At 45.8% G+C, this 23,151-nt stretch carries 15 protein-coding genes and 2 tRNA genes; 10 read left to right on the top strand and 7 right to left on the bottom strand.

Features of this window, described 5'->3' with window-relative positions; genetic code table 11:
• Positions 1 to 6: 6 nt before the first annotated feature.
• Positions 7 to 1,299, top strand: coding sequence for a dienelactone hydrolase family protein (locus tag NCI00_RS08075; RefSeq protein WP_253526594.1), 1,293 nt, complete (start codon positions 7 to 9; stop codon positions 1,297 to 1,299).
• A gap of 44 nt (positions 1,300 to 1,343) precedes the next feature.
• Positions 1,344 to 2,795, top strand: coding sequence for a cellulase family glycosylhydrolase (locus tag NCI00_RS08070; RefSeq protein WP_253526593.1), 1,452 nt, complete (start codon positions 1,344 to 1,346; stop codon positions 2,793 to 2,795).
• A 38-nt stretch (positions 2,796 to 2,833) separates the two neighbouring features.
• Here the strand turns inward: NCI00_RS08070 and NCI00_RS08065 are convergent, their stop codons facing one another.
• Positions 2,834 to 4,135 (bottom strand): hemolysin family protein, encoded by a 1,302-nt coding sequence (locus NCI00_RS08065; protein ID WP_253526591.1) that lies wholly within the window; start codon positions 4,133 to 4,135, stop codon positions 2,834 to 2,836.
• Positions 4,136 to 4,684: 549 nt separating this feature from the next.
• Here NCI00_RS08065 and NCI00_RS08060 point away from each other — a divergent pair.
• Both NCI00_RS08060 and NCI00_RS08055 read left to right on the top strand, forming a co-directional pair.
• Positions 4,685 to 7,366, top strand: coding sequence for a glycoside hydrolase family 95 protein (locus NCI00_RS08060; protein WP_253526590.1), 2,682 nt, complete (start codon positions 4,685 to 4,687; stop codon positions 7,364 to 7,366).
• On the top strand, positions 7,363 to 9,513 hold the full coding sequence (locus NCI00_RS08055; protein WP_253526589.1) for a glycoside hydrolase family 31 protein: 2,151 nt from the start codon (positions 7,363 to 7,365) through the stop codon (positions 9,511 to 9,513). Before NCI00_RS08060 ends, NCI00_RS08055 begins: the two co-directional genes overlap by 4 nt.
• 167 nt (positions 9,514 to 9,680) lie before the next feature.
• Here the strand turns inward: NCI00_RS08055 and NCI00_RS08050 are convergent, their stop codons facing one another.
• Positions 9,681 to 11,663, bottom strand: a complete 1,983-nt coding sequence (locus NCI00_RS08050) for a S9 family peptidase (RefSeq protein ID WP_253526588.1) — start codon at positions 11,661 to 11,663, stop codon at positions 9,681 to 9,683.
• A 252-nt stretch (positions 11,664 to 11,915) separates the two neighbouring features.
• Between NCI00_RS08050 and NCI00_RS08045 the strand changes: the two genes are divergently transcribed.
• The 4 genes from NCI00_RS08045 to NCI00_RS08030 all read left to right on the top strand — a co-directional run bounded on the left by NCI00_RS08045 (position 11,916) and on the right by NCI00_RS08030 (position 16,109).
• On the top strand, positions 11,916 to 12,602 hold the full coding sequence (locus NCI00_RS08045) for an ABC transporter ATP-binding protein (RefSeq protein ID WP_253526587.1): 687 nt from the start codon (positions 11,916 to 11,918) through the stop codon (positions 12,600 to 12,602).
• Positions 12,603 to 12,620: 18 nt separating this feature from the next.
• Positions 12,621 to 13,580, top strand: a complete 960-nt coding sequence (locus NCI00_RS08040) for an HlyD family secretion protein (RefSeq protein WP_253526586.1) — start codon at positions 12,621 to 12,623, stop codon at positions 13,578 to 13,580.
• A gap of 89 nt (positions 13,581 to 13,669) precedes the next feature.
• Complete coding sequence (locus NCI00_RS08035; RefSeq protein WP_166557633.1) at positions 13,670 to 14,788, top strand: ABC transporter permease; 1,119 nt, start codon at positions 13,670 to 13,672, stop codon at positions 14,786 to 14,788.
• A gap of 10 nt (positions 14,789 to 14,798) precedes the next feature.
• The gene (locus tag NCI00_RS08030) at positions 14,799 to 16,109 is read left to right on the top strand and encodes a TolC family protein (RefSeq protein WP_253526585.1); all 1,311 of its coding nucleotides are present in this window, start codon (positions 14,799 to 14,801) and stop codon (positions 16,107 to 16,109) included.
• A 154-nt stretch (positions 16,110 to 16,263) separates the two neighbouring features.
• Here NCI00_RS08030 and NCI00_RS08025 read toward each other — a convergent pair whose 3' ends face one another.
• From NCI00_RS08025 to NCI00_RS08010, 4 genes are all read right to left on the bottom strand, one after another.
• Positions 16,264 to 18,729 (bottom strand): TonB-dependent receptor, encoded by a 2,466-nt coding sequence (locus NCI00_RS08025; protein ID WP_253526584.1) that lies wholly within the window; start codon positions 18,727 to 18,729, stop codon positions 16,264 to 16,266.
• A 257-nt stretch (positions 18,730 to 18,986) separates the two neighbouring features.
• Positions 18,987 to 19,060, bottom strand: a tRNA-Asp gene (locus tag NCI00_RS08020).
• A gap of 35 nt (positions 19,061 to 19,095) precedes the next feature.
• A tRNA-Asp gene (locus tag NCI00_RS08015) sits at positions 19,096 to 19,172 on the bottom strand.
• A gap of 28 nt (positions 19,173 to 19,200) precedes the next feature.
• Positions 19,201 to 19,365 (bottom strand): hypothetical protein, encoded by a 165-nt coding sequence (locus NCI00_RS08010; protein ID WP_253526583.1) that lies wholly within the window; start codon positions 19,363 to 19,365, stop codon positions 19,201 to 19,203.
• Between the two features lie 27 nt (positions 19,366 to 19,392).
• Between NCI00_RS08010 and NCI00_RS08005 the strand changes: the two genes are divergently transcribed.
• Positions 19,393 to 20,493, top strand: coding sequence for a Nif3-like dinuclear metal center hexameric protein (locus NCI00_RS08005; RefSeq protein ID WP_253526581.1), 1,101 nt, complete (start codon positions 19,393 to 19,395; stop codon positions 20,491 to 20,493).
• 42 nt (positions 20,494 to 20,535) lie between these two features.
• Complete coding sequence (locus tag NCI00_RS08000) at positions 20,536 to 21,267, top strand: zinc ribbon domain-containing protein (RefSeq protein ID WP_166557617.1); 732 nt, start codon at positions 20,536 to 20,538, stop codon at positions 21,265 to 21,267.
• Positions 21,268 to 21,433: 166 nt separating this feature from the next.
• On the opposite strand, the gene NCI00_RS07995 is transcribed toward NCI00_RS08000, so the two are convergent.
• Positions 21,434 to 23,131 (bottom strand): sodium:solute symporter family protein, encoded by a 1,698-nt coding sequence (locus NCI00_RS07995; RefSeq protein ID WP_253526579.1) that lies wholly within the window; start codon positions 23,129 to 23,131, stop codon positions 21,434 to 21,436.
• Between the last annotated feature and the right edge of the window lie 20 nt (positions 23,132 to 23,151).

Raw genomic sequence — 23,151 nt, 5'->3', positions numbered from 1 at the left:
TCAAAAATGAACGGAAAATCTTCTGCTTCCCGCCGCAAATTCATTAAAACTTCGGCAAGTATGGCGGCTTCATTGGCGGTACTACCCGATGCAATGGATGTATCGGTAGGGAATCATGTTTTTTCAACCAACACAGAAACAATGGCAACTCAAAAAAGCCTGATTGGCACGTACGGCGAATGGGCCTCATCATTGGTAAAAAATATCCCTGCGTTATCGTTCCGAAACGCCAAATGGAACAATGTAAAAACGTGGCAAAAAGAAGCCCTTGCCAAAACCAGTGAGTTGATTTTTAAACCTGATTTGGGCAAAACGCCCCCCGTTACCGTCGAGAAAAAATACGCGTATGATGGACTGGATATTGAAGAGCTGTCGTGGCAATTGCCCTATGGCCGCCCGACCAAAGCCTATCTTTTGAAGCCCCAAGGAGCAACCAAACCCCTGCCTGCGATTCTGGCGCTTCACGATCACGGCGGCAATAAGTACTTTGGTAAACGTAAAATAGTACGCCTTTCGGACGACATGCACCCGTTGTTGGTTGAGCATCAGGAGCATTATTATGGTGGTAAAGCCTGGGCTAATGAGCTTGCCAAACGCGGTTATGTGGTATTGGTTCACGATACATTTGCGTTTGAAAGTCGTCGGGTATTGTACGACGAAGTCGCTGGGTATTCGTGGGGCCCACTCAAAACGGAAGGTAAATCGGACGCTGACCCCGAGAAAACCGAAAATATCCAAGCCTACAATACTTGGGCGGGTGAGCATGAGCACGTTATGTCGAAATCATTGTTTTGCGGTGGTACCACTTGGCCAGGCGTGGTTTTGGCCGAAGACCAAATTGCCTTGGATATTTTAAGCAACCGTTCCGATGTAGACAAGAACCGCATCGGCTGCGCGGGACTGTCGGGTGGTGGATTGCGGACGGCGTACTTGGGTGGGTTGGATGCGCGCATCAAATGCGCGGTGTGCGTGGGTTTTATGTCGACCTGGGATGATTTTATTTTGTACAAATCGTACACGCACACGTGGATGCTATATGTGCCGTTGTTACCCAATTATTTAGATTTTCCCGAGATTTTGGGGATACGGGCGCCTTTGCCAACGATGGTGCAAAACAACAACGACGATGACTTATTTACGTTGCCAGAAATGAAAAAAGCCGACAACCAACTCCGTGAAATCTTTGCCAAAGCGGGAGCGGGGGATAAATACCAAGGGAAGTTTTATGACGGTGAGCATAAGTTTGACCAACCAATGCAAAAAGATGCATTTGAATGGTTTGATAAATGGCTTTCTTGAAAAATGTAGACCTGCCAACAAGTCCTACCTACCCAAAACCTATCATGAAATTTATCTTCGCTTTCCTCTGCGCGTTTAGTGCTTGCATTACAGCATTGGCTCAAACCTTGGCGTTATTGCCGCAAAACCCGCATTATTTTACGTATAAGGGCAAACCAACCGTCATTGTGGGCTCGGGCGAACACTACGGCGCCGTAATGAACCTTGATTTTAACTACGATACCTACCTCAAAACCCTGCAGGCCGACGGCCTCAACACAACTCGGTTGTTTACGGGGGCGTACTACGAAAAGCCAGGGGCGTTTGGTATTCAAAAAAACACCATGGCACCCGCCGACGACCGTCTACTATTGCCATGGAAAAAAATAAATGATAAATACGACCTTAATGTGTGGGACGAAGCGTTTTTTGCGCGTTTGCATGACTTCATGAAAAAGGCTGAGCAGAGCGGGGTGATTGTGGAAATCTGCCTTTTTTCGTCGTACTACGGGGCGGGTTGGGCGTATCATCCTTTCAATGGCCGAAATAACGTCAATCAAACACCGACCGACCTCGCGCCCAATAAAGTCAACACGCTGGATAATGGCGCAATCTTGAAGTTTCAGGAAGCCTATACCCGCAAATTGGTGCAGGAATTGAATCAGTACGACCATTTTTACTTCGAAATTCAGAACGAACCTTGGGCCGAAGGCAAAGATACGGTGCTGGTTTGGAATGATTATATGGGCGCTGATGATTTAAAACAACCCGGAAATAACTGGAAAAATACGCTCGAAGTTGCCTCCGCCAAATCTCGCGAGTGGCACAAAAACGTTTCGGGATGGATTATAAACCAAGAGAAAAGCTTGGCGAAAAAACACCTGATTTCGCACAATATCGCCAATTTTAAATTGCCCGTTTTTGTGTCAGATCCCAACATTTCCATCTATACGTTTCACTACGCACACCCTGAGGCGGCCGGCCTGAATTATCGCCTCAACAGAGTTGTCGGTTTTAATGAAACGGGCTTTGCGGGGAAAAACGACGACACTTATCGCCGACAAGCATGGCGATTTATGATGAGCGGCGGCGGACTTTTTGGCCATTTAGACTACTCGTTTTCAGTTGGTTCGGAAGATGGAAAAGATTTGACCAACAACGCCCCCGGCGGCGGAAGTCCGACGCTAAGAAGGCAGTTCAAAATGCTAAAAAATCAACTGGAACGGATGGATTTGGCAACGCTCAAGCCCGATGCTTCATTTTTAGGGCACGCCGAAGGTGCGTTTGTATATTCGATGAAAGACCGCCAGCAATATTTGGTATATGCAGAGCCGCTTTTGGCGCAACCTTGTCGGATAAACTTACAGTTGCCCAAAGGAAACTATTCAGCTACATGGACGGATGTGGTGACAGGAAAAACCCTTAAATCTGAAAATGTAAGCGTTTCGGCCCCTTCCATTATGCTTCAAAGTTCCGCTGGTGTAAATGATAAGACGTTGGTGTTAAGAAAGTTATAATAAATTTGTTGGCGTGGGAGTTTTGATAAATCCTAAGTTTATGCGTCTTCCGTTGAATCTCCTTCTTCCTGCGTCACCAACACTTTGTCAATCCGGGCACCGTCCATGTCAAAAATTTCGAACTTAAAACCATGCCAAAGTATGATTTCCCCCGTTTTGGGTACGTGTCCAAAATGTTCGAGCAACAGACCTCCAATGGTGTTAAAAGGCATGTTGTCGTTGTATAAATCCAACTGGTCAAAATAGCTTAGAAAATCGTAGAAGGGCATCTGAGCATCAGTGATATAGGTGCCATCTTCCCGCTGAACGATGCTGCTTTCATCATCATAATTGGTGTCGCTCACGTCTCCTACGAGGGCGTCCATCAGGTCATTCAGTGTTACGATTCCTTGTAAAGCTCCGTATTCATCAATGACCATACTGTAATGCTGACGGTTTTCTTGAAGGCGTTCGAGCGCAATGTAGGCCGAACTGCTGTCGGGTAGGTATTGGGGTTCTTTAATCAACGCCTCCAAATCAAGGGGGCGGTTTTCCATGACCTGCTGGAAAATATCTTTCATCAACACGACCCCGACCACCTCGTCGACGGTGTTTCTACAAACTGGATAAACGGAGTGGATTTCGCCCTTGATTTTTTCGCGTATTTCGTCGGGGCTATCGGTCAAATCGAGCCAAACCAACTGCATCCGGTGCGTCATGAGGGAGCCTACTTTGCGGTCGCCCAAATGAAACACCCGCTCCATGATTTCTTGTTCAATTTCCTGTACTTCGCCGCCGTCGGTTCCTTCCTGAATAAACGCTTTGATTTCTTCTTCCGTCACGCGGCTATCGGCGGAGGGTTTTATCCGCAAAATTTTGAGTAAAAGATCAGATGTATGGGTCAAAAGCCACACGAATGGCGAGGTAACTTTTGAAAGAATTTGCATCGGCAATGCCACTGCCTTAGCGATGCCTTCGGGATTGGTAAGACCGATGCGTTTGGGGACTAGCTCGCCAATGACCAAAGAAATAAACGTAATCATCACCAGCACACCCCCCACCGACAACGGGCGGCTGTAGGGTTTCAAAACCTCAAATTGGTTTAAATAGTCTTGCCAATCGTTGGTCAGGTTTTCTCCCCCAAAGATACCCAACAAAATCCCGATGAGGGTGATGCCGATTTGAACTGTAGAAAGAAATTGATTGGGCGAATTGATAAGTTCTAAGGCTAGTTTGGCTGATTTGCTGCCTCTTTTGGCCGAATTTTCCAGTTTTACTTTGCGAGAAGAGACTACCGCGATTTCGGACATTGAGAAGATGCCGTTGATAATCGTAAGCAGAAATATGATAAATAATTCCATGTAAGAGTTAAAAATTGAGAAAAATATTACGATGAAGTCTCCTCCATTGGCAAACAATTCTTTTACAGATGAGGTTTGCCGCGTTTTTGAAGGAGCATCAAAGAGGTATTTAATAGAAAAAACATGCCTGTTTCAAAGCATGAAGCGTCATTCTAAAAAATCACATGTTCATTGGACGGTTAGGTGGGGGTGGATTGAGTTTTCAAATAAAACGATAATCGGGCATATCACTGCTAAAATCAAAGATGATTAGGGGCAAAAAATACCTTATATGTTTTGGTGACAAGTTTTTCAACGAGGATTGGTTTTATACAAATATGGCTCAAATTGGCTAAAAATCATACACAAAGCAAAAATATGGCCGAAAGAAAGCATAAAATCAGCTGAAGAAATAGATGCTTTCAGTCGAGCATTAGCTCAAAGATTAGATTCTAAATAGAGTAAGTAAGGCCCAAATTGAGCTTGTGACATAAGAAGACAACTTTACTATAGTGCGCTTTGAATGGTCTTTGTGAACTTGAATTAATCTAAACTCCTGACCCTTTTTGTATGAAGTTTCTGTGTCAAAAGTATCCCTCTTTTACCCATTCAACCTTTTCATTCTCTCGCGTATTTCTGGTACATTTTGTGGCCTGTTTTTCTCTTTGGTTGCTACTGGGGCCACCGATTGGATTATCCACCAGCTATGCGCAGCTCCCTGGTCGTAGCTCTCAACTCAAACTTTGGTATGCTCAGCCCGCACAAATTTGGGAGGAAGCCCTGCCCTTGGGTAACGGGAAAACGGGGGCGATGGTGTTTGGGCGGGTCAACCATGAGCGCTTTCAGCTAAACGATAACAAGCTATGGTCGGGCTACCCCATTGAAGGCAATAACCCCAACGGCCCGACGGTTTTACCGCAGGTGCGCAAAGCCATTTCTGAAGGTGAGTACGACAAAGCAGATGCACTTTGGAAGAAAATGCAAGGGCCGTATTGCGCTCGCTATTTGCCAATGGGCGACTTACACCTTGATTTTGGTTTTCGCGATTCTATGGCCCTAAATTATTACAGGGAATTAGATTTAAATACGGCCGTTTCTACCGTGAAATATACCGTTGACGGAGTAACTTACACCCGCGAAACCTTTATCAGTCACCCCGCTTCGGTGATGGTAGTACGGATTAGTACCAATAAAAAGAATCGCATCAATGTCAGTGCTCTATTGAGCAGTAGGTTGAAATTCAGTATTTTAAGTGGTTTGCCAAACCGTCTTGTTTTAAAAGGAAAAGCGCCAAAGCACGTAGCTCACCGCGCCTCGGAGCCGCAACAGATTCTGTACGATGAGGACCCAAAGGGGGAAGGAACGAACTTTGAAATTCATTTGGCGGCCCAATCTGAGGGAGGAAAAGTGGCAAGTCAAAATGGTAAATTGACCATTTCGGGAGCCAATACCGTAACGTTTTATGTAGTTGGCGCAACGAGTTTTAACGGATTTGATAAATCTCCAGGATTGGCTGGGAAAGACCCTTCGGTGGAGGCGAACGCAATTCTACGAAAGGCGTTATCATCTACCTATACCCAACTCAAAGCCGCGCACATCGCTGATTATCAGAAGCTGTTTAATCGGGTGGCGCTGGATTTGGGAGAAGATGCGGAAGCCCTCAAATTGCCCACCGACGAGCGCCTGATTCGTCAGCAAAATGGGCCTTCCGATACGCAATTGCAAACCCTATATTATCAGTTTGGTCGGTACTTATTGATTTCAAGTTCACGCAATGGCGCTTCGGGAGCAGCGGGGATTCCCGCCAACTTGCAGGGGATTTGGAACGACCACATTCAGCCGCCATGGGGCAGTAATTATACCACCAATATCAACGTAGAAATGAATTATTGGCTCGCCGAAAACGCCAACTTACCCGAATGTCATTTGCCCTTGCTGCATTTTATCGGTAATCTGGCCGTCAATGGAGCCAAAACGGCCAAGGTCAATTACGGTATCAATGAAGGCTGGATTACGCACCATGGTACCGATATTTGGGCCAAAACTTCCGCAGGTGGTGGCTATGAGTGGGATTCGCGCAGTCGGGGCAGTTGGTCGAGTTGGTTGATGGCGGGAGCCTGGTTAAGCACCCATCTGTGGGAACATTATCAGTTTACGGGCGATAAAGCTTTTCTGCGTGAACACGGGTATCCACTCATGAAAAGTGCCGCGCAGTTTATGTTACATTGGTTGGTGGAAGATGGCCAAGGGCATTTGATTACCAATCCGTCCACTTCGCCCGAAAACACCATCAAAATCAGCGGTAAAGAATACCAGATTACGATGGCTTCTACGATGGACATGGCCATCATTCGGGAGTTGTTTAATGATTGCATTCAAGCGGCTAAAATTCTGGAAACCGATGCTGCATTCTTGGCCCAACTGGAGAAAACCAAAGCGCGTTTGTATCCCTATCAAATTGGTCAATTCGGACAATTGCAAGAATGGTACAAAGATTGGGACGACCCCACCGATAAGCACCGTCATATTTCACACTTATTTGGCCTACACCCGGGTCATCAAATCAACCCTCGTCAAACGCCAGAGTTGGCGGCGGCGGCCAAAAAAACGCTGATTCAGCGCGGCGATGTTAGTACGGGCTGGTCGATGGCGTGGAAAATCAACTGGTGGGCGCGCCTCGAAGATGGCAACCACGCGTATAAAATACTACGAGACGGACTGTCGTATGTCGGTCCAAAAAATACCTCTCGAAACGGCGCAAACTTGTCTACACAGTCGGGTGGTGGAACCTATCCCAACTTATTTGACGCGCACCCTCCTTTTCAGATTGACGGAAATTTTGGGGGTACTGCTGGTATTACCGAAATGTTGCTGCAAAGCCATACGGGCGAAATCAGCTTGCTGCCTGCCCTGCCTGAGGCTTGGCCCAAAGGTTCTGTGAAAGGAATCAAAGCCCGTGGGAATTTCGACGTAACTATTGAATGGGAGGGGGGAAAACTAACCCAAGCGAGTGTGTTGTCCAACCTCGGCGGTGTGTGTCGGTTGCGTACAAAGGTACCCGTTAAAGTGGTTGAAATGCCCTCATTATCAACTCAATCCGTCGCAATTAACCCGCTCAATCCCGAAACCGAAACTTTGAAGTTTGTCAAAAACCCCGATGAAAAGTTGGTGGATGTACCGTTGGAAGAAACTTATCTCATTGAATTTCAGACCGAAAAAGGAAAACGTTATACCCTTGTACCATCAAAATGAAAAAATCTATTTATAAAACAGTGTTGTTGCTGGGCTTGCTTTCGGCAAACTTCAGGGTTTCTGCCCAATTAATGCAATGGAAAGAAATCGCTTCGGGTGTCTGGAAAGTGTCTGTGGGTAAGCCCGAAGCGTATAATCTGCTGACGGCTTCGGGCGCTCAGCCCAATACCAATGCCTTGAAAAATATGGGTACGACGGGATTTCCGTTGAACCAAAACGAGATTTCGGTGCAGCTCCGAGATGGTAAAACCTATCTACGCTTTCCTCTGGATAGGGGAGAACAACTCTTTGGCTTCGGGCTCAACTTTCAGACCGTTCATCAACGGGGAAAAATCTTGCAGCTGCACATGGACCATTATGGTAACAAAGACAACGGCCGTACTCATGCGCCCGTTCCTTTTTATGTGTCGTCCAAAGGTTACGGGGTGTTTGTGAATTCGGCGCGTTATATCAATGTGTACGCGGGCACCGCCGTCCGGACCGACAGCAAAAATCCGCCGTTGCTGAAAGACCGTAATACTGACAAAAACTGGCAAGCCCAACCATATTCCGATGCGGTCGAAATGCTCGTACCAGCGGGGGGCGTGGAGCTGTATGTTTTTGGTGGGCCATCGCCGATGGAAGCCGTGCGGCGGTTTAATTTATTCAACGGTGGGGGCTGCCTGCCGCCGCGTTGGGGGCTAGGTTTTACGCAACGCGTCAATCGTTTGTATTCTGATAAAGATGTGCAAAAAGAAGCGGCCGAATTTGAAGAAAAGGGCTATCCGTTGGATTTTATCGGTCTCGAACCTGGCTGGCAGAGCAAATCCTATCCTTGCACTTTTGAGTGGGACAAAACCCGTTTTCCTCAGCCTGCTGCTTTTGTAAATGAGATGCTCAGCAAGGGCGTTCGCATCAATCTTTGGACCAATCCTTACGTATCACCCGAGGCCTCAATTTTTCCCAAAATTGCGCCTTTTACGGGCTCACATTCGGTTTGGGTGGGAGCCGTGCCCGATTTAACGATACCCAAAGCGCAGTCCATTTATTGGGGGCAATTTGACAAAGACCACGTCAGTATAGGCGTTAGCGGGTATAAAATCGACGAAGTGGATGGCTTTGATTCGTGGCTTTGGCCCGATGTGGCTACGTTTCCTTCGGGGCTCAGTGCCGAGCAAATGCGCCAGACATACGGGGTGTTGGTGATGAAACAAAGCACCGATATGTTTCGTAAACACAACCGACGTACCTACGGGTTGGTGCGGGCTTCCAATGCAGGCGGAGTATCGTTGCCGTACGTTATTTACAACGATAATTACAGCCACGAAGATTTTATTACGGGCTTGATTAACAGCGGTTTTTCGGGAACCCTGTGGACTCCAGAAGTGCGGGCTTCCAAGACGGGTGAAGAATGGTTGCGGCGGTTTCAATCGGTGTGCTTTTCACCGATGGCCATGATTAATGCGTGGGCTAGCAGCACTAAACCTTGGACATTTCCTGAAGTGGCGGAGCAAATCAAAGAAATTTCGCAACTACGGATGCGCATGATGCCGTATTGGTACACCGAATTTGCCAAGTATCATTTTGAAGGTACGCCGCCGTTTCGGGCCGTTAATCTTGAACCCGATTTTAAGACGGAGCTAAAAAAGGAACTTCTGAATGCCAATTTGGAAGAAAATCCCTACGCCGTGGCCGTCAACAAAGAAATCAAAGACCAGTACATGGCGGGAGAATACCTGTTGGTAGCGCCAATGTTTACGGGCCAGACCTCCCGTAAAGTGGTGTTGCCGAAAGGAAAATGGTATGATTTTTACACGGGCAAGTTGGTGGGAGAGGGCGAGGTGATTACCGTTACGCCGGGGTTGGATAAAATTCCCGTTTTCGTCAAAGACGGGGGGATTATTCCGATGATGCCCGTAATGTTACACGCCCCTAAACCCGACCAAAAAGTAGACCTTGAAGTTCGTCATTACGGTCAAAAACCTGCTCAATACAAGCTCTACGATGACGACGGTGAAACCTTCGATTATGAAAAAGGTCAGTTTAGTTGGCGAACTCTCACCGCTGAGCGCCAAGCTAACGGCGAATGGAAAGGAACTATCTCCAATCCCGAAAACGGCAAACCCAACACCGTTGGGAACGTGACTTGGAAATTTATGACGCCTTAGAAGGAAGTATTTTTCTGATTAATTTTATTGAAGAAGTAAAAAATCAAAGGTAAGAATTAATAGAGGTATAAAAAGCCGCCGTTGGTGGAATAACACCAACGGCGTTGCTTCAGCTTTTCCTATTTCTGAGCTCTTATTTCATACCTCCTACTTCTAAATTCCTACCTTTACTTCTTCAAATAAGCATTAAACCATTTGATGTAGCGTTCAAAACGGTCTTTTTGGAAGCTTGGGTTGGTGATACCGTGGAACTGGCCCGGATAAATAATCAATTCCGTGGGTGTGCCAAGTGAGCGTAAGGCCTGATACATCTGTTCGCTGCCTACCGACGGAACGTTAAAGTCACTTTCGCCCACCATAAATTGGGTAGGTGTTTTGATGCGGTCGGCTTTGAGGAAAGGATAGGACAGGGCCACGTATTTATCGAAATTTTTCCACGGGGAGCCTAGTTCGTTTTCGTACTGCAAAATGTACTGATCTACGCCGTACAGCGACGAAATCATCGCCACACCTGCCCCGCTGGAGGCCGCTTTAAAACGCGTATCCGAAGCAATCGTGTAATTCGTTAAAATACCGCCGTAGCTCCAGCCGCCGATGCCCAATTTTTCGGGGTCAGCAATGCCGTTTTGGACCAAATAATCCGTTGCCCCCAAAATATCCAATACTTCTTTGTTGCCCCAATCGGCCGAAATAATTTTGCTATACTCTAATCCGCGGCCGTTTGAACCGCGATAATTGACGGCCACAACGGCATACCCTGCCGCAGACAACATCTGGCGACTCAAATCAAAACTAAATTCATCCTGCGCTACTGGGCCACCGTGAATAAACAGAATCGTGGGCAACTTAACGCCTTTTACCGCGTTGGCGGGGCGGTACAGAAGGTTGGAAACGCTAGCTCCATCTTTGCTTTTTGAGGTAAACCCTTCGACGGTGGCCAAAGCCAGTGGCGCCAGAAAAGCCTCTTGATGGGTGGTCAAGCGGCGAAGGTTGCCGCTTTCGAAAGCGTATAGTTCACTAGGCGTTTGTGGGTCGCTCATGACCGTGAGTATAGCGCCTGAAGGGTGCCGTTCGAGCGCCGAAACGCTTCGGTTACCTGTCAATGTTTTGGTCATTTTTCCGTCAGCTACGGCAAATTGAGCCACGTAACGAGTGCGGTCGTCAGTGACTAAGGCGTGCACATACGCACCGTCTTTGGTCCAAAGTGGAGAACCGACAGGACGGTCGAGCGTTTTGCTCAACAATTTTGGCTCGCCTCCGTCCTTGGATACCACACACAAAATCGTTTGATCATACATGAAGTAATTATCGGAGGAGGTAGAGCGCACATAAGCGATTTGTTTTCCGTCGGGGCTCCATTCAGGGCCTGAATCGCGGCCCGTCCAAGTAGTGACCTGCTTCATGACGGCATTGGGTTTGGCATCTATTATCCAAATATCGGTATTGGCATTGCGGTCGGGGTCGGCGGTGCGGTTGCTCACAAAGGCAATCTGCGTACCATCAGGCGACCATCTAGGCGACGATTCATTGTAGATGCCTTTGGTCAGGGTGTCTATTTTCTTAGTAACCAAGTCGTACAGGTACAAATGTGTCGTTTTTTTTGTGAGGTAGCCCTCTACATCCTGTTTGAATTTAAAACGGTCGATGACGATGGGCTTAGCGGTTTTGGATTTTGAAGTGTCTGGGTCGTTGCTAATCACTAAGGCGATTTTTTTACCATCTGGTGACCATGCATAGTCCGACAAACTCCCTTTTTTCAAATCGGTCAATTGCCGTGCTTCGCCGCCGCGAACGTCCATCAGCCAAATCTGACTGCTCGTTAGCCCATTACGGGAAGAGGTAAACGACAAATATTTACCGTCTGGGCTCCAGCGAGGCTGTGATTCTCCATCGGGGCTGTAAGTGAGTTGAATCGACTCTTTGCCATCCCATGAGTTCATCCAAATGTCAGCGTTGCGTTTGTTTTTGACTGAATCTACCGACGACAGGGTGTAAGCCACCCACTTTCCGTCGGGCGAGATTTGAGGGTCACTTAGCGTTTGGAGACGATATACATCTGAGGGTTTTAAGGGGCGTTTGGTGGTGGTTTGGGCATAAGTGCCAAAAACGAAAATCAGTGCTGTAAAAGTTAAAATAAAGCTTTTTTTCATGTTGGATTGCTAATGAAGTTTGATGGTTGAGAGAAATAAATATGGAGCGGCAAATTATGCAATAAAACTTAAATGACCACGTGGGCCGTAGCTTGATAATGAATAAACTTGAGCGACAAATTGTTTACCCTTCATAAAACAATTTTCATTTAATCATAAAAATTTTCGACTTATTTGTCGTACTTAAAAACAATTTCAATGTAAATTGATTATTATAGTACAATTTCGTACTAATTACGATGATGCTTATTTATGATTGCAGAATTAAAAGGGGCAAGTAAGGAATACCAAACGGGCGACCAAACGATTGTTGCATTACAGCCTACGGATTTCCAGTTGAACGAAGGTGAGCTGACGCTCATTATAGGGCCCTCTGGCTCAGGGAAAACCACCCTTCTCTCTATGTTGGGGTGTGTAATATACCCAACTCATGGAGATTTGTGGGTGGATGGTAACCATATTAATGAGATGAAACAAAGCCAATTGGCTCGGTTACGGCTGGAAAAAATTGGATTTGTGTTTCAGAGCTTCAATCTACTTTCTCCCCTCAGCGCCCAAGATAACATAGAATTGCCCCTAAAACTGCTGGGCGTTGGTGCAGATGAACGCAAACGACGCGTGCAAAAAGCCCTCGAAACCGTTGGTATGACCGACAGAAGAAAAAATTTACCCAAGACCCTATCAGGAGGGCAACAGCAACGGATTGCAATCGCCCGCGCCTTAGTAACTGAGCCTAAGTTGGTGCTCTGTGATGAGCCCACGGCTTCATTAGATAAAGATTCTATGGTTGTAGTAATGAAAGAATTACAAACATTGGCCCGGCAGGGTAAAGCCGTGGCCGTGGTGACGCACGACCCACGTTTACAACAATACGCAGACCGTGCCGTGGAAGTGAAAAACGGTTTTGTAACTCCCATTGATTTGACAAAATTAGGATAATAAAAGCCTTAAAACGCGATGAATAAAATTGCACTAATGAAAAATGGATGCTGTATCCTTGTGATGGTATTGACCTTGGCGAGCTGTGGCGACAAAAAAAACAAAGAAGAAACGACCGCCAAGGCCGACTCGATTCCTAAGCCCACGACCAAGAATCAGATTTTGGGAGTGGCGCGTATTGAGCCCGAAGATGGCATTATGAGCCTTACCGCAGGTACCAGTGGGCGGGTGTTGAGCGTAATGATAGACGATAATCAAGCGGTAAAAAAAGGGCAAGTGCTGCTAGATGTTGAAGTAGTTTTGGAAAATGCCCAATTGCGCCAAGCTCAGAGTAAAGTTGGTACCCAACAGGCCACTATCGCAGCCAATCAGGCAACGCTCGAAGCGCTGAAAATAACTCAAAACAATGCACGGGATAATTATGAACGCAATCTTGAACTATATAAAGGGAACGCCCAAACCCAACAAGCTTTGAACGATAGTAAAGCAACATTTGACAAACTCACCAAAGATATCCAGACCGCCGAGGCCAACATCCGCCAAGCACAAGCTAAGGTAGAAGAGATAAAAGCAGATATTAATTACTTCAGAGCCGTAGTCGAAAAAAAGAGAGTAGGGGCTTTGATGGGGGGAAAAGTGCTGAAGGTTTTGGTAAAAACGGGTGATTATGTGAATAATGATACCAAAATCGCTGATTTTGCCCCAGATGGTGCATTGTTTGCCAAAACCGAAGTAGATGAACTCTACGCCGAACGAGTGCAGTTAGGACAAAAAGCCTTTATTCTCTCTCAAACATCAGGCGATACCTTGGCCACGGGTACTGTGACTTACGCGGCGGATTATCTAAAGCAAAAATCGCTTTTCAAGGACCAATCAACCGAGCAAGAGGACCGTCGCGTGAGGGATGTATCGATTCGCCTTGAATCAGGCAAAATGCCGCTGATTGGTAGCCGCGTAGATTGTATTATTGTTTTGTAGTAACGGAAAACGGAAATAGGAAGTCGGAAATCAGAACCGCGCGGGCAATTCCGTTGGAAATCAGAAAATGCCTAACGAACTAACAAAAAATGCTGAAAGAAGCCTTTAAATTTATGTGGTACGACAAGGCCAAGATGTTTGGAATCTTGTTTGGTATCATCTTGTCCGTGTTTTTGATTGGGCAACAACTCGGTATCTGCTTTGCACTTTTGGGAGGAACGATTTCGTTGGCCGAAAACAACAAGCAGTACGTTTGGGTAGTAAGCGACAAAAGCCAGCAAGTCAGTGATTTGCCCCTGTTGGATATGCGTATATCGCGGGAATTGATGACGGTGGCAGGGGTGTTGAGGGTCAATACAATGGTGGTAGGGGCGGGGAGTGCTAAGTTTAAAGACGGAACCAAAACCCCCATCACGCTCATTGGGACACAATCGCCGAGACACATCGGTGGGCCTTGGAATTTTGTCAAAGGGAGTCTGGAGGATTTGCAGCAAGAAGGGGCCATAATTACCGATGAATACGACCAGATTTCTTCCAAGAAAATCAAGATGGGTGACCATTTTGAATTCAACGGCAACCGCGTTTTTTTGAGCGGAAATACCCGAGGAGCAAAAGGCTTGGGCGTAGCGTATGGTTTTACGACCGTTGAACGTGTACGTAAACTGTGCAAAATTCCCACGACCCAGGCGTCGGCATTTTTGGTGGAGATTGAAAAAGGCTACACCAATCAGCAAGTTGTTGAAAATATTAACAAGGAAATCATGGGCGTCAAAGCCCGTGATGGACAAGCATATACCGACGAAAGTTTAAAATATTTTGCGCTCAATAGCGGCATTGTCGCTTCGTTTGGGTTGTTGGTTATTTTTGCCATTGTCACGGGTTTTGCCATCGTGGGCTTGACGATGTTTTCGGCCGTCAACGACCGCCTTAAAGACTACGGAACGCTCAAAGCCATTGGGGGTACCAACGGCATCATTCGTCAACTGATTCTATGGCAAGCGGTACTCTATTCGGTGGTGGGTTTTGGGGTGGCCTATGTGCTGCTCAGGGGCTTTGTAAATGTGACAAAAACCAGCCTCAATATTAAAATTACGCCTTATTTAACGCTCTTCCTGATTGGAGTTACGCTTTTTATTGCCATTCTGGGGAGTTTGTTTGCCATGCGTAAAATCATCAAAATGGAGCCTGCACAGGTATTTAGAACTTAAAAATTTAGCCATGAAAAAGGCATTCGTTTGCATCTACATAATTTTATTCTGTTTTCAAATGGCATCGGCGCAGCGACTAACGCTCGATGATGCCATTAAAATGGCGTTGGAAAACCGCTGGGAACTCAAAAATCAACAATTGCAAGTTCAGTTGGCCGAAGGAGAAAACGACAAATTGAAAGCCAAGTGGCTTCCCCAAATCAACGCATCGGCCGATATGCGCTGGAATACGCAGTTGCAAACCTCGGTTTTTAAAAATGCGCCTTTTGCCAACGGGCAAGATGTAAAATTGGTTTTAGGGGTACCATTTAATAATAATGTGGGGCTCAGTGCCGAGCAAAAAGTCTATGATGCGGCCACAAAATACGACCGTCAGCTCAACCAAGCCACGGTTGAAAGTCAAACCGTGACGATTGAAAAAATAAAGTCAGATTTAAAATTGGCCGTGACGGAGGCTTACTTCGGGGCATTGTTTCAGGGGGAGAAACTGGTTTTGGCCCAGAAAACCGTGGAGCGAACAAAGGCATATTGGGAAGCGGGAAAAACGAAGTTTGAAAAAGGGACATTGCTCAAAAATGACTTCGAGCGCCTACTATTGGATTACAATAATGCCCAATCCAACCTCAATAAATCTCGACAAGACGAGGCGTTGAGCATCGAAAATTTAAAATACCAAATCGGCTTAAAAAGTGAGGGAAGAGTTGAATTGACCGAAAACTTAACCTCTTTGTTTCAACAAAATCAATCGTTGTCATTGGACGGCCCAGTTGATCAGCGTCCCGAAATTTTGCAAGAGCAGGCTGCTTTGAAAATCAATGAGTTGACCGAACAAAAACAAAAAGCGCGTCTAGCCCCAGTGGTATCGGCCTATGGAAATTATACGGCCTTACAGCTGAATGATACTTTCAACCCTTTTGCTGCTGGTACGTGGTTTCCGTTCAATTACCTTGGCCTGAAGCTCAACGTTCCCGTTTTTGACGGAAAACAAACGACTTTTTTGAAACGTGATTACGCAATTAGGGCCCAAGTAAATCGTAATAACGTGGAGAAACTCAAGGCAGATTTTGACCATGAGGCTCGGAGCGCTATCAAGACCCTGAACCAAGAAAAAATCAACTTGGAGGATACAAAAGCCAATTTGACCTTGGCCCAACAAATTTTAGAAACCGATCGTTTTCGCTACGAAAAAGGCACTATTTTGCTTTCAGATTTAAAAAATACCGAATACAGCCTGCAAAGTGCCGAAAACAATTACCTCACGAGCGTTTATAACTTTTTGGTGGCCGCTGTGCGATACAAAAAAGCCGTGGGAGTATTATGATTTTTTGTGTAAAGTGCTTCTCCATCGGCGTCAGAAAGGACATAAAACAAAAAAAGCTCAGATTTCTCTGAGCTTGTGGTGGATATGAATAAAGCCAGAAATAGCCATTTCTGGGAAACAAAATCATGGCTTTTGGCGAAACAACCTTTGGGGCTTAGAACTCGCGCTCGCCAAATTCGCTCGCTGGCAACTTGGTTTTTCGATCGGTTTTGTTGAAACTATACGAGAGGTTTAACAAGAAAATATTGGTTTCTTGGACGTAATTGGTAGTGGTGTAAAAATTGCTACCCCAAGTCGAAATTCGTTGTTCGTTGACTTTCATTTTCCCGAATGATGTATTTTGCCAAAGCAGCGAAACACTCATTTTGTTGTTCATAAATGATTTCTTGACCGAAAAATTAGGCTGATAAAACCGCGAGTCCTCGCCCTGCGCGGTGTTTCTCGCCGATAAATACGACAAATTGAACTGCGTACTTAGAGTTGGCGTAATTTGATAATTAAGGTTGGAATTTATGGAATACACCCAGCCTTGGCTATTGACCACCACCGACTTATCAAACAATGTTCCTTTGATTTTCAGGTTATAAACGTTTCCGCCGACAAAGACTTTTAGCTTTTTAACGGGCGAAATTGTCACCCCTATTTCCGAACCCATCAACCGCGCCTTGCCTGCGTTGGTGTAAATTCTGTTTAAAATGGTATCGTTATAAACACTGTTGACGCGGTTAACGATGTCGGTAATTTGCTGGCGATACACATTCCAGTACAACGACACTTTCTTAAAATCTTTGGTCAATCCCAACTCATAAATTCCCACAAATTCAGGGCGGATGTTGGGGTCGCCTTGTTCGAGGGTTTCGCTGTGTTCGCGTTCGGGATAAGGATTCAGCTCATTATTGGTCGAACGTTGCACGCGGCGGCTGTAGGCGGCTTTGAGTCGCAGGTCTTTTCCCATATCGTACAGCAAATTGGCCGAAGGGAACAAATTTGACAATTTCAAGTCATTGGGTTTGCCACCACGGTCGTCTGTAAATTCACGAAGGGCATTCTCATACCGCAATCCCGACGAAAATTCTAGTTTTTTGTACTTGCCTGCGTACTGCGCATACAGGCCATGAATGCGGTTATAAATGGCAACGTTGGCCGTAAAAGCAGGATTGACCACCAACGGCTGATTATTGCCGTTTTTATCCGAATAAACAAACACACCCTCTTGGTTTTGTTGACGGTACTGGTAGCCCATTGATAGTTTTCCAATGCCTATTTGCTTTTCATAATCTGCTTTGAGGCGAAGGGCCCGGAGCGGATTAGAGCCTGTGTTGAGGGTGTATTGAAGGGTGTCTCTGAGATTATTGATGTTGATATTGCTGTTTTTGGTAAAGCCATCAATCAGCGCATTTTCGTACAGACCCGAAACGCTCAAGGTCGAGGCGTTTTTGAATTTGTGGGTATAATCGAGGTTTACCACCTTAAACTGGCCCGATTTTAGTACCAAGTTGGGGTTAAAATACTGCGTTCTTCCCACTACTTGATTGGTAAGCAGGTTGGTTTTGGTGTTGTTTCGGTAATAAATATCGGCCGTGCGATACTGGTCGCGGGCACCAAGATACACCCCCGCAGAAAGCTCATCCGATTTTGAAATGGTATAAATGACCGATGCCCGGGCGCCGTAGTTATCTCGTTTTAGGCTCCGCTCGCCGTCGCTTGGAAATTGGGTCAATACGTTATTAATAATGGTATAAACATCTCCTTCTCTTCTCCCAGCAATGTCGTTTTTGAGGTAATTTCCCGAAACTGTCACGTCCCACTTTCCTTTGCGATAATTGAGCGTGGCATCGGCCCCGTAGCGAAGGGGTTCAGTCGCGTTTTCGTAGGCTTTCAGGCGCGGCAGGCCGTATTGGACGTTGGTGGTCAGCGACAAACCGTCGTTGGTGCCTGTTTTCGTAACAATATTGATGATTCCTGCTTTGCCGTCGGCGTCGTATTTGGCCGAGGGAGCCGTTATCATTTCTATTTTTTCAATGGTATTGGCAGGAATTTGCGACAAAATCGTGGCGGCATCAATCTGCGAAGGTTTGCCATTGACCAAAATCAAAAAGCCTTTTGACCCTCTGACCGTAATTTCTCCTTCGGCATTGACCATCACCGAGGGGATGTTTTTGAGGACGTCGGTGGCCGTACCACCGCGTGCCACTTCAAACTGTTCGGCTTTGAAAACCTGTTTTTCGAGGGTCGCTACCACGTTGGGTTTGATGCCCGTTACCGTCACTACGTCCAGTTGTTGACTCGATGGACTGAGCGCAATCGAGCCTAAATCAAGCCTTTGGCTGGCTTTGTCATAACTTACCTCAATGTATTTGGTTTTATACCCTACATATTCGACCTTAATAACGTACTTATCATCTTTTAAGCCCACAAACTGAAATGACCCTTTGTCGTCGGCCACTTCTCCCTTAACCATACTCCCCTGCGACTTAGACTCCAGTCGAATCGTGGCAAAAGCCAGTGGCTCTGTCGTCAGCGAGTCAACGAGTTTGCCTTTGATAAAACTACCTGATTGGGTAAAAGCCGCCAGAGAAATGTGCAGCAGCAAAGGGAGAAGCAAAATTTTTCTTAACATGTGAATGGGGTGAGATAAACAAACACCCAAAAATACGACAAAATACGTTCAAAAGTTTCGGTTTTTGAATCAATCTCAAAATGGAGGTGGGGGAAATTAAACCCATTTGTGGTTCTAATGGGTGATGTTTTTGATACCCGTACAATTTTAATCAAAACGGTATCAAAAATAAGCAATATGATTGTCCAAAAAAGTGCCCTAGAAGCGCCAGAAAGGGCATAAAACAAAAAAAGCTCAGATTTCTCTGAGCTTCCAAGCGGTCCGGACGGGACTCGAACCCGCGACCCCCTGCGTGACAGGCAGGTATTCTAACCAGCTGAACTACCGAACCATTTTTACTTTGAAAGAACGTTACTAAAACACTGTTGGCGGTCCGGACGGGACTCGAACCCGCGACCCCCTGCGTGACAGGCAGGTATTCTAACCAACTGAACTACCGAACCATTGTATGTTTTATTTACTAAACTACTTTTATGGGTGACCAAAAACATTAGAAACTGTTGTAACGTTTTGTGTTTTGGTTTCTGCTAAAAGTGGTGCAAAAGTAGTATTTTTAGCGTTCAATGCAATACATTCACCAAATAAAAGCACGCTTTTTTTATAAAAAAATGTGCTTTTATGTTCGAAAATTCTCATTTCTAAAGAGTTACAAAATTAAATAAAATGACGATTGTCAAAGAAATTACCCATTACTTAGAACAACTTGCCCCCCTTTCTTACCAAGAGTCGTATGATAATGCAGGTTTGATTGTCGGAAATACGCAAACTGAGGTGACGGGCGTACTGCTCACGCTTGACTCGACGGAGGCCGTAGTGGAGGAGGCTATTGCTAAAGGCTGTAATCTGATTGTGGCGCACCATCCGATTGTGTTTAAAGGACTCAAAAAATTAAACGGGCGCAATTACGTTGAGCGGACTATCATCAAAGCTATTAAAAATGACATCGCCATTTACGCCATCCATACCAATCTAGATCATGTAATGGGGGGAGTAAACTCAATGATTGCCGAGCGACTTCAACTTCAAAAGGTCAGGGTTTTAGCGCCCAAATCGGATACACTACTAAAATTAGTTAGTTTTGTCCCGACAGAAGTTACCCAAGCAGTCTTGGACGCACTGTATGAAGCGGGTGTGGGGGCCATTGGAAATTATGACCATTGTAGTTTTCGGGTAAATGGTACGGGCACATTCCGACCTAATGAAATGGCAAATCCCTTCATCGGGAGCGCTCAGAAAGATGAAGAAGTAACCGAAAATCGGATTGAAGTAATCTTTCCGGCTCATTTGCAGGGAAAAGTACTCAATGCGCTCAAACAGGCTCATCCGTATGAGGAAGTAGCGTATTATATTTCCGCTTTGCAAAATCTAAACCAAGAAGTGGGGGCGGGTGCCGTAGGCGAATTGCCGAAGGCCATGACGGGAGATGAATTTTTAACGCATTTGAAAGACACAATGGGCTTGCAGATGATTCGCCATACCGCTTTGGTGAGCGATTCTATCAAAAAAGTGGCGGTGTGCGGGGGGGCAGGTGGCTTTCTCCTCAACGACGCCATTGGAGCCAATGCCGACGTTTTTGTCACGGCCGATTACAAGTACCACGAGTTTTTTGATGCCGACGGACGAATTCTCATTTGTGATGTCGGACATTATGAAAGTGAAGTTTACACAAAAGAATTATTACAGCGATATTTGTCGAAAAAATTCGTTAATTTTGCGACAATTTTGTCGGAAACTAATACAAATCCAGTCTTTTACCGCTCTTGAGTAAAAGGTTGAAAATCGAAAATTGTAAATCGTAAATACTGAATGGAACTGACAGTCGCGCAGAAACTGGACTTGCTCCTTAAATTGCAAGAAATTGACTCTCAATTAGATGACATCAAAAAAATCCGTGGCGACTTGCCCGAAGAAGTAAGAGATTTAGAAGATGACATTGCAGGATTTGAAACCCGCATCGGGAAGTTCAACAGCGAAATCAGCGCTCTTGAAGATGAAATCAGTCGTTACAAAGCCGCAAAGAAAGACGCGGAAAAACTGATTGCCCGCTATAAGGAGCAACAGATGAACGTTCGTAACAACCGTGAATACGACGCCATCACCAAAGAAATGGAGCTTCAATCCCTTGAAATTGAGCTTGCCGAAAAGAAATCTCGGGAGGCTGATTACAAAGTGAAGGCCAAAAAAGAAGAAATCGCCGCTACTGATGCTTTACTCAAAGAGCGTCGCGAAGACTTGAAAGCTAAAAAACAAGAGCTGGATGTTATCACTTCTGAAAGTCACGAAGACGAGAAAAAGCTTTTAGAAAAACGCGATCTCCAGGCTACCAAAGTAGAAGACCGTTTGTATAAATCCTACACGAAGATTCGTAACAACTCAGGCAACGGCCTTGGTGTAGTAACGGTTCGTCGCGGGGCTTGCGGAGGTTGTTTCAATGTTGTACCTCCACAACGTCAGGCTGATATTCGTGAGAAGAAGAAAATCATCGTTTGTGAACACTGCGGCCGTATCTTCGCCGATGTAGACACTGAATATAAGTAATCAATCGTCGGTGATGCTTTTCGTTTGGAGGGCATTGCTATGGGTACTAACAAAAAAGCTGCACAACGACTGTGCAGCTTTTTTGGTTTACAAAGTATCGGTTGTGAGCAACCGATACCAGTGTCTTTGGTTGCTCACAACCAAAGACACTGGTGTGGTGAACCTTTTAGGCTTTATCGGGGGCTTTTTCGACCGTAAATTGCCAAAGCCAGGCAAACAAAATGACCAGAATACAGCCAACGACGTTGAGCCATAAAAACGCCATTACGTCAGAAAGCCAGCATACCACTACGCCAATTTCGGCCAGTACAGCTCCCCAAAATGTGGCTTTTCCACCGAGATTTTTAAAATAGAAAGCTACCAAAAATATTCCCAAAATAACCCCGTAAAACAATGACCCTAAGATGTTTACAGCTTCAATCATGCTGCCCAATTTGCTGGCGTATTGCGCCACTGCCACACAAAATACGCCCCAACCGATGGTAGCCACGCGCGAGGCAGTAAGGTAATGGTTTTCGGAGGCATCTTTACGGTACAGGCGTTTGTAAATGTCCACAATACTCGTAGAAGCCAATGAACTGTAAGCCGCCGCAATAGAACCCATAGAGGCGCTAAAAATAACCGCAATGAGTAAGCCGATGAGCCCGATGGGCAAACGGTCGAGCACAAACCGTAAAAAAACGTAATTTACATCGCTGGTGTCGGCCGTGGGATTGTTCTTTTTGATAAGGGCAACAGTTTCATTACGTATCTCTTTTGCAATGCCTTCATTGGTTTGCAGCATTGTTTTTTGACGGGTTACTTCTGCCTCATCTTCCCTATCCATGGCTTTTGCCAAGGCGTTGACGGTTTGTTGTCGCTCAAAGGTTAGCTTTTGGTGTTTCTGTTCAAGTTGCTGATAGTCAGTTGCATATACGCTTGTTTTGAGTTTGTCGGTTTCTACTTTGTTGAAAAACAAAGGGGCTGGATTGTATTGGTAATACACAAAAACCAGCACGCCCACCAACAAAATCAGGAATTGCATCGGGATTTTGAGCAAACCATTCATCATCAGACCCAAGCGGCTTTGGCCGATAGATTCACCCGTAAGATAACGCCCTACCTGCGATTGGTCGGTGCCGAAATAGGAAAGCTGTAAGAAAAAACCACCGATAATCCCTGACCAGATATTGTAGCGGCTATTGGGGTCAAAATGAAAATCAATGGTGTTGAGTCGGCCTGCTTTACCCGCTATTTTGAGGGCATCTACAAAACCTACATCGGCGGGTAGTAGATGCACCACCATGTAGCCCGCCACGCACATCGCCACGGTCACAATCATCATCTGTTGGACGTGCGTATGGGAGATGGCCTTCGTACCGCCAGACACGGTGTATATTAACACCACGGTTCCCATAAAAATATTGGTCCACATGATGTCCCAACCCAAAATAGTGGCTAAAATGATGGAAGGGGCATAAATGGAGAGTCCAGTAGAAAGGCCTCGGGAAAGCAAAAATAGCGTTACGGTAAACATCCGTACGCGCATATCAAACCGTTTTTCTAAAAACTCGTAGGCGGTAAATACCTTGAGGCGGTGAAAAATAGGAATGAAAGTGATACTCAAAACGACCATGGCGAGCGGTAGGCCGAAATAAAATTGAACGAAGCGCATTCCGTCCGAAAACCCTTGCCCGGGCGCCGACAAAAATGTAATGGCGCTGGCTTGGGTTGCCATCACCGAAAAACAGACGTGATACCACGGAAGCGACTGATTGGCAATGAGGTAATCTTCCATGTTTTGTGTGCCTCGGCTGCGATAAACTCCGTATAAAACGATAAAGCCAAGCGTACCAATCAGTACAATCCAGTCAATAGAACTCATTGAGAAAGTGGTGTTATGAC

Origin of the sequence: Runella salmonicolor (assembly GCF_024158025.1) — a bacterium.
Lineage (GTDB): Bacteria > Bacteroidota > Bacteroidia > Cytophagales > Spirosomataceae > Runella > Runella salmonicolor.
This window is presented reverse-complemented; position numbering and strand designations above follow the sequence as displayed.